Consider the following 7,768-nt stretch of genomic DNA (forward strand, 5'->3'; position numbering starts at 1 on the left):
GCAGGACTATCCGTCACTTTCTTTACCATCCTCGATTGAGGCCTTAACGCAGCTCGCCACTGGCCTGCTCGTCTTTGCGGACTCGCGCCGCCTAATGGCAGCCTAGCCGGCCCGTTTGAAGTGCCGCGCGACGACGTAGAGTTCGGCCGAGCCGGGGCGGCCGGCGCGGGTGCGCACCACCTCGAGCGCGCCAAACTCCTGCGCGAAGAGCGCACGCACAGATTCGAACTCACTACCCATAAAGAGCTTCGCAACCATCGCGCCGCCGGGTTTCAGCGTCGCGACGGCGACGGCGACAGCGGTTTCGATCAAGACGCTGCTCTGCGCCTGATCGCGCTCGCGGATGCCGGTGAGTTTCGGCGACAGATCGCTGGTGACGACGTGCGCCGGGCCGCCGAGCGCATCTCGCGCCGCGTTACCGACCGTGGCGTCGCGGATATCGCCGACGAGGGTGACAACGTTGGCGGCGACGCGGGCGCAGGATGCGAGATCGACGCCGACGACGCGGCCGGCGTTACCGACCGCCGTGCTCAGAATCGCTAGCCAGCCGCCGGGCGCGGAACCGAGATCGAGCACTCGGGCGCCATCATGCACCAGCCGGAAGCGGCGCAGCAGCTCTTCGAGCTTGAAGGCGGCGCGCGACGGCAGGCCCTGCTCGCGCGCGCGCCGGTAGAACTTGTCGTGGGGTTCGTAGCGCGCCATCGGGAAAAATCGGGTTAGAAGATCAAACTTGTGAACATCGTCGCGGTCGCGGCTTTCCGACCGCGCGCCAAGCCGCTATCGTGCTAATTCCGCATCCCCGGATGCTTCATCCAGAGTCCGTACTTTAGCTCGCACGAATCGCCCGATGCCATCGATTAATCTCGACGATTTGAATCCCCCGCAGCGTGAAGCGGTGCTCGCGCCTGACGGTCCGCTGCTGATTGTAGCGGGGGCCGGCTCGGGCAAGACGCGCGTGCTCACCAGCCGCATCGCATATCAACTCGCGACCGGGGCGGCGAGCGCAGAGCAGACGCTGGCGGTGACCTTCACCAACAAGGCGGCGCGCGAGATGCGCGAGCGGGTAGCGAGCCTGCTCGGCGGCGCGCGCTTCCCATGGGTGAGCACGTTTCACTCAGCCTGCGCACGAATTCTGCGGCAGGACGCGGCGTCGATTGGGTATGATCGCAACTTCTCGATCCTGGACGACGGCGACACGATGGCGCTGATCCGGCGCGTGCTCGAAGATGCACGGCTGGCGGATTCGCCGCCGCCCGAGGCGGTGCGGGCGCGGATCGATCAGGCCAAGAATGAGGCGATGCTGCCGGCGCAACTGGCGGAACGCGCCGGGAACCCTCGCGAGCGCATACTGGCGCAGGTCTATGCGCTCTACCAGGAACGGCTGCAGGCGATGAACGCGCTCGATTTCGGCGACCTGCTGCTTCAGACCTGGCGGCTGTTCGAGACCGACGCGGCAGCGCTCGAGCGCTGGCGGGAGCGCGCCGCGCACCTGCTGGTGGACGAGTACCAGGACACCAACCAGGTGCAGTATCTGCTGGTGCGCGCGCTCTCGGCGCCGCAGGGGAATCTGTGCGTGGTCGGCGACGAAGATCAATCGATATACCGCTGGCGCGGCGCAGACATCCGCAACATCCTCGATTTCGAGCGCGACTTTCCCGCCGCCCGCATCATCAAGCTCGAACAGAACTATCGCTCGACCAAGACGATTCTGGCGGCGGCCGGGACGGTGATCGAGCACAATCTCGAACGCAAACCCAAGCGCTTGTGGACGGAGAATCCGGACGGCGAGCCGGTGGTCTACTACACCGGACTGACCGAGCGCGACGAGGCCGACTACATCGCGCGCGAAATCGGCCGCCTGATCGGAGGTGAGTTCGCCCCGGCCGACGTCGTGGTGTTCTTCCGGGTCAATGCGCAGTCGCGGGTGCTCGAAGAAGCGCTGGTGCGGCGCCGGATTCCGTACCTGATTGTCGGCGGGCTGCGCTTCTACGATCGCCGCGAAATCAAAGACCTGCTGGCCTATCTGCGAGTGCTGGCGAATCCCGCCGACGCGCTCAGCCTCGAGCGCATGGTCGGGACGCCGCCGCGCGGGATCGGCGCAAAAACGATCGAGATCGTCCGCGAGGTCGCGGCGCGCGAGAGTATCAACGAGTTTGAAGCGCTCGGACGGCTAGAAGTGGAATCCCGCGTCGCACTGCGGATTGCCAAGCAGGCAGGCGCGCTCTATGGCTGGATGCGCGCTCTGGCCGAACGCTCCCGCACCATCAGCGTACGCAAAACTCTCGAGGAGATTCTCTCCCACTGCGACTTCGATACTTACCTCGGCGGTCTTGAAGACGCCGACGCGAGGCGCCAGAACGTCGCCGAGATGCTGACCGCGGCCGACGCCTTCGATGCCGAAGGAAATGCGGCGGGGCTCGGCGAATTCCTTGAACGGATCGCCCTACTCGCCGACAGTGATCAGATCGTGGCGGCGGGCGGTCGCGTGTCGCTGATGACGCTGCATACCTCGAAAGGGCTCGAATATCCGGTGGTCTTTATCGCCGGGATGGAGGAGGGGCTGTTTCCGCATTCGCGCTCTCAGGACGACGGCGGCGAGGTCGAGGAGGAGCGCCGCCTCTGCTATGTGGGCATGACGCGGGCGCAGCAGTTGCTGCATCTGACGAACGCGCTGTCGCGCGAATTGTACGGTAATCGGCAGGAGGCGACGCCGTCACGCTTCCTGCGCGAAATCGATCGCAACCTGATCCGGCGGATCGAGCCGGAGCGCCCGCGGCAAGGGGGCGAACGGCAGACGGGCCTGCGGCAGCCCTCGCGCGAACCCTACGTCGATTACACTGACAGCCAGCTCCCGGAGGGCAACGGTGACGACGGCGATCCGTGCGCGATCGGGGCGCGCGTTCAGCATGTAACTTTCGGCCGCGGCGTGGTGCGCCGTCGCGAAGGACGGGGCGACGCCGCCAAGGTCTGGGTCGCCTTCGAGCGCAGCGGGCTCAAGCTGCTGGTGCTGAAGTTCGCCAACTTAAGGCCCGTTGCTGATTAGGCGTCCATAACTATAAAATTTTCCAGATGACGCTGATGGCGCACAGGCCGGTCGCTCGATGGTTCGTGATCGCGGCGTTGGCGATTGCGGTTTCGTGGAGCACGCGGGCCGTCGCGCGAGTCTGGAGCGAGGCGGAGTTCGATGCGCACCGGCTGGTGCCGTCGCCGCTACCTGCTGGTCGCGACGCCATTATCGGCTCCCCGGTTAATTTCACCATCACCAAGGGCGATACGCTGCTCGATATCGGGCGCTGGTACGGACTTTCAGCGCGTGAAATCTCTGACGCCAACGGCCATCTCGATTGGTGGGCGCCGCCGGCCGGCCGCGAGATCATCTTGCCGACCGAGCGCATTTTACCCGAGGGGCCGCGCAGCGGGATCGTGATGAATATCCCGGAGATGCGCATCTACTATTTCTATCCTCCGACCGTCGTGCGGCATCGCGGGAGGCTCAAAACGGCGTCGTACAGCGCCCCAGCGCGCGTGGTTTATACTTTTCCGGTCGGACTCGGCCGTTTTGACTGGAAAACGCCGGTGGGCTCGTGGCGTGTCACCGGCAAGCTGGTCAATCCGACCTGGGTGGTTCCAAAGGACATCTACGAGGAGCATCTCGAGCGCGACGGCGAGGCTGATCACGTCGTTCCGGGCGGCGATCCCGACAACCCGCTCGGTCATTACAAGCTGGTGTTGAGCCTGCCCGAATACGGTATCCACGGGACTGATGTGCCGTGGGGCGTCGGGATGAACGTGAGCCACGGCTGTATCCGGCTCTACCCCGAAAATATCCAACAACTTTTCGGGATGACGCCGGTGGGGACGCCGGGGCGTTTTGTCTATCAGCCGATCAAGTTCGGCTGGCGCGGTGCGCAGCTTTACGTCGAAGTCCACGACGATTTGTACGGGGTCTATCCGGGCTTGTGGAATCACGCCTCGCATGAAGTGGCGCGGCTCGGCCTTGAAAACAGCGTCGATATGCAAAAACTGCAGGCGGCGGTCGAGGCCAAGAGCGGGCTGCCGACGGATGTTTCACCGGGCGGCGCACCGTCGCCGGGGGTCGCGCCGGCTGCGGGCACTGAGACCGCGGGTGGCGCGTCGATACCGTCAGGCGCGGAATCGATGCCCTCAAGCGTCAGTCTGACGACGGATTCCCCGCCTGACAGTCCGGACGCTGGTGAGAGTGCCACGTCAGCCCCGGCAGCAACTAGCGACGACGAGAGCAGTGGCGCACCCGGTAGTGAGGATGACGCGGATACCACACCGGCGGCGGCGCCGGACGCCGCCTCGCACGATCGCGACTGGCAGCCTCTGCCGACGCACGTAACCAACGATAATTCGGTTGAGTGATCCATCAGCGGGCGTCCGCGCGCGCTCCATTCGGTCACAGCAGGCAGGAACTCGATGAAGGCGAAGCGGCAAATTCCGTTTCATCGCCCGGCGATGGGTCCGGACGAAGAGCGCGAGGTGATCGAGGCGTTGCGCTCCGGATGGATTACCACGGGCCCCAAGGCCAAGCGCTTCGAGCAGGAGTTTGCCGCCTACGTCGGGGCGCGCAACGCGCTCGCAGTGGCCCACGGCACCGGTGCGCTGCATTTGGCGCTCTTCGCGATCGGTATCCGTCCCGGCGACGCGATCGTCACGACGCCATTCACCTTCACCGCGACCGCCGAAGTGATGGGTTATCTCGGCGCGCGTCCGGTCTTCGTCGATATCGATCCGGCGACCTTCAATATCGACCCTGAGCGCATTGCCGCGGCGATCGCGAGCGACACGGAGTACAAGATCAAGGCGATCATGCCCGTGCATTTCGCCGGGCAGGCTTGCGACATGGATCGAATCATGGCGCTCGCGCGTCGCCAGAATCTGAGGGTCGTCGAGGACGCCGCGCATGCGGTCGATTCAGCGCGCCAGATGGACGGTCGCGGCATGACGAAGATCGGCACGACCGGCGATCTGACCTGCTTCAGCTTCTACGCAACCAAGAACATCACGTGCGGCGAAGGCGGGATGATCACGACTGAGGATGACGCGCTCGCCGCGAAAATCGCCGTCGCCAGCCTGCATGGGATGGATCGCGACGCCTGGAAACGCTACGACTCGAGCGGCTCGTGGTTCTACGAGATCCACGAGATGGGCTTCAAGTACAATCTATCGGACATCCACGCGGCGGTTGGTCTCGCGCAGTTGCGGCGCGCGGGCGAGCTCACCGGCCGTCGCCGCATGATCGCACGACTTTACAACGAAGCTTTCGGCGACGAACCGTCGCTCGAGATTCCGATTACAGAAGCCGGCGTCGAACATGCGTGGCATCTGTACGTGATTCGTATCCGGCCCGAGCGGCTGACGATTGGCCGCAACCGCTTCGTCGAATTGCTGCGCGAGCGCGGAATCGGCACGTCGGTCCATTGCATTCCGCTCAACACGATGGACTATTACCAGCGCCAGTACGGTTATCGCACTGGAGATTTTCCGATCGCGGAGGACGTCTATAGTCGCTGCTTTTCGCTACCGATCTTTCCGCTGATGGCCGACGACGACGTCGCCTACGTAATCGAAAATGTCCGCACCCTCGCGCGCGACCATCGCCGCTAAGGAACCTAGCGTCACTCAGGCGGCCGACCAGACATCCACTAGATAGCGGCCCTCGGCGGCGAGGCGATCGAGCCAGCTCTCGGCGGTGTCGGCGGAAACATTCTGCTTCTCGGCATGGATCTCAGCGAACGTCTGATGAACCGCAGGCGCCATGCGGCTGGCGTCGCCGCAGACGTAAACGATCGCGCCCTGCTCGAGCATCGCCCAGACCTTGTCGGTTGATTCGCGAATCTGATCCTGCACATAGATTTTCTTCTGCGGATCGAGTCGCGAACAGGCGACCTGAAGTTCGATCACCTCCTGCTCCGCCGCACAAGAGTTTCATAATCACGTCAGCACAGACAAAGCAGAAACCGGCGCCGCGCGCAGCGGTTAGCGGAACAACTTCCGCGAGTTGGCGCGATCCAATAGACTTGCCTGCGAGGTAGCGCGGAAGTGCGAACACTGGTGACCGGTGGCGCCGGGTTTCTCGGCTCCGGCGTCAAATCCGAGCATCGCGCGATGAAGTCATTTGCAATGAGAGCGGCGGCGCAAACTGGGGTGCTGCTGATTCCGGTGGCGCTGACTTTTGTTGCGGCGGGAACAATTCACTACTGGCAGGGATGGGTTTTCTGGCTGGCGTTTCTCGGCTCTTCGAGCGCGACCGGAGTCTATCTGATCCAGCACGATCGTGCGCTGCTCGCGCGGCGGATGCGGGTCGGCCCGCAGGCGGAGTCGCGGCCACGCCAAAAGCTGATCGTCGCGCTGCTGTTTGTGATGTTCGTGACGCTGGCGATCGTGCCCGGGCTGGACTATCGGTTCGGCTGGTCTCACGTGCCCGGCGCGATTGTGATTCTCGCGAATCTGGTCATCGTGGCGATGTTCGGGTTTTTCATTCTGGTGATGCGTGAAAACAACTTCGCGGCTTCGACGATCACGATCGAGGCCGGGCAGCACGTGGTCTCGACCGGGCCGTACGCGTACGTGCGCCATCCGATGTACGCGGGCGCCCTGCTGATGATTTTCGCGATGCCGCTCGCGCTGGGCTCCTGGTGGGGACTGCTGGTGGCGGCGCTCGCGTGCCCGCTTCTGGTCGCGCGAATCCTCGACGAGGAGCGGGCGCTCTCGGCGGAGCTTGCGGGCTACGACGACTACTGCCGCACGGTCCCGTATCGATTGATTCCGCGGGTCTGGTAGCGCGGCCGCGAGGGAGGGTGCTTTGGCACTGAAAATTTTTTCGTTACACGGATGTCTGGTACATGGTGCGCCGCCGTGCTGCCGATGCCGGAATTGAAACCGCGATTGGCAGCCACACCTTTCGCGCCACCGGCATTACGGACTATCTGACGAACGGCGGGCGCATCGAGGTCGCGCAGCGCATGGCCAGTCACTCGAACGCCAAGACGACCGGCCTTTACGACCGGCGCGCAACGATGACGTGAGTGTGGGCGAGGTGGAGCGGATTGGGATTTAAACGGCAACCGCCCCGGTTCCATCTTTTTGTCGAGAGGTTTAGCCGTCCGAACGGTGCGGAAAGTTGCCCTCGGCTCTGGTATAAAAAGCTGAATATGACGCAATATAAATGCCCAATATGTGAGCGATTTATAGAGCCAGCGCGGGAACAATTCACCTATGCTGTGATCGAAGGTCGCTCGTGCCGTTTCGAGAACAAGCCTGGCAACCTCTCAAGCTCCGCTCGCGTTTATCAGCTTCACGACGTGTGCACGTCTGAATTTCAAAATCGCGTAGCCGATGGCTCGTTTTAAAGGGGTGTTTCGAGACTGAGATTTGAAACGAAGAAGAAACTGATTTTATATGACTACTCTCTGAGGGGCTAGCTGAAAAACGGCGGGTGGCACGAACAAAGATAACAATCGTAGGGAGACTTCGCCTGTCAGAGGAGGGTCTGCTGTTCTCTCTGTCGGTGGGTGAGGCTGGGAAAGAGAAGACGACGTGGGTGGAGGCGCTTCCAAATGCCTACCAGTGGCCGGGTCTTGGTAAGTTTCCCGAACGACCGGGGTAGTGTCGGGAAGTTGGTGGAAAAGTGAAAAGGCGTCAAGATCCGGCGAGTTGAGCCACAACTCACACCCGCTAGGCGGCGGGTGCCGGAGGATGACGCCATGGAAAGCGATAGCAGGGATGGAGGAGCAGGGAAAGC

General features: G+C 63.2%; 6 protein-coding genes and 1 pseudogene. 5 read left to right on the forward strand and 2 right to left on the reverse strand.

Translation table 11 applies throughout. The features are described 5' to 3' along the window. Window positions 1–102 precede the first annotated feature (102 nt). Window positions 103–702 carry an RlmE family RNA methyltransferase gene (locus tag VKS22_17495; GenBank protein ID HLW72402.1) on the reverse strand — a complete coding sequence of 200 codons (600 nt, stop codon included), beginning with the start codon at window positions 700–702 and terminating at the stop codon, window positions 103–105. 145 nt (window positions 703–847) lie between these two features. Here VKS22_17495 and VKS22_17500 point away from each other — a divergent pair, with 145 nt between their 5' ends. The 3 genes from VKS22_17500 to VKS22_17510 are packed head-to-tail and all read left to right on the forward strand — an operon-like array spanning window position 848 to window position 5,631. Continuing rightward, window positions 848–3,043 carry a UvrD-helicase domain-containing protein gene (locus tag VKS22_17500; GenBank protein HLW72403.1) on the forward strand — a complete coding sequence of 732 codons (2,196 nt, stop codon included), beginning with the start codon at window positions 848–850 and terminating at the stop codon, window positions 3,041–3,043. A 35-nt stretch (window positions 3,044–3,078) separates the two neighbouring features. Next, window positions 3,079–4,386 carry a L,D-transpeptidase family protein gene (locus VKS22_17505; GenBank protein ID HLW72404.1) on the forward strand — a complete coding sequence of 436 codons (1,308 nt, stop codon included), beginning with the start codon at window positions 3,079–3,081 and terminating at the stop codon, window positions 4,384–4,386. A gap of 54 nt (window positions 4,387–4,440) precedes the next feature. After that, window positions 4,441–5,631 (forward strand): DegT/DnrJ/EryC1/StrS aminotransferase family protein, encoded by a 1,191-nt coding sequence (locus VKS22_17510; GenBank protein HLW72405.1) that lies wholly within the window; start codon window positions 4,441–4,443, stop codon window positions 5,629–5,631. A 15-nt stretch (window positions 5,632–5,646) separates the two neighbouring features. Here VKS22_17510 and VKS22_17515 read toward each other — a convergent pair whose 3' ends face one another. Further along, window positions 5,647–5,928, reverse strand: coding sequence for a hypothetical protein (locus VKS22_17515; protein HLW72406.1), 282 nt, complete (start codon window positions 5,926–5,928; stop codon window positions 5,647–5,649). A gap of 138 nt (window positions 5,929–6,066) precedes the next feature. Between VKS22_17515 and VKS22_17520 the strand changes: the two genes are divergently transcribed. Both VKS22_17520 and VKS22_17525 read left to right on the forward strand, forming a co-directional pair. Further along, the gene (locus tag VKS22_17520; GenBank protein ID HLW72407.1) at window positions 6,067–6,807 is read left to right on the forward strand and encodes an isoprenylcysteine carboxylmethyltransferase family protein; all 741 of its coding nucleotides are present in this window, start codon (window positions 6,067–6,069) and stop codon (window positions 6,805–6,807) included. A gap of 59 nt (window positions 6,808–6,866) precedes the next feature. Further along, window positions 6,867–7,052, forward strand: a pseudogene (locus tag VKS22_17525) (tyrosine-type recombinase/integrase). Window positions 7,053–7,768: the final 716 nt, after the last annotated feature.

It is taken from the genome of Candidatus Binataceae bacterium (assembly GCA_035308025.1).
Classification (GTDB): Bacteria; Desulfobacterota; Binatia; order Binatales; family Binataceae; genus JAJPHI01.

What these genes read in the sequence shown, in the direction of transcription:
- VKS22_17510 (HLW72405.1), top strand. Translation starts at nt 4,441, where the DNA reads ATGAAGGCGAAGCGGCAAATTCCGTTTCATCGCCCGGCGATGGGTCCG.
- VKS22_17505 (HLW72404.1), top strand. Translation starts at nt 3,079, where the DNA reads ATGGCGCACAGGCCGGTCGCTCGATGGTTCGTGATCGCGGCGTTGGCG.
- VKS22_17495 (HLW72402.1), bottom strand. Translation starts at nt 702, where the DNA reads ATGGCGCGCTACGAACCCCACGACAAGTTCTACCGGCGCGCGCGCGAG.
- VKS22_17500 (HLW72403.1), top strand. Translation starts at nt 848, where the DNA reads ATGCCATCGATTAATCTCGACGATTTGAATCCCCCGCAGCGTGAAGCG.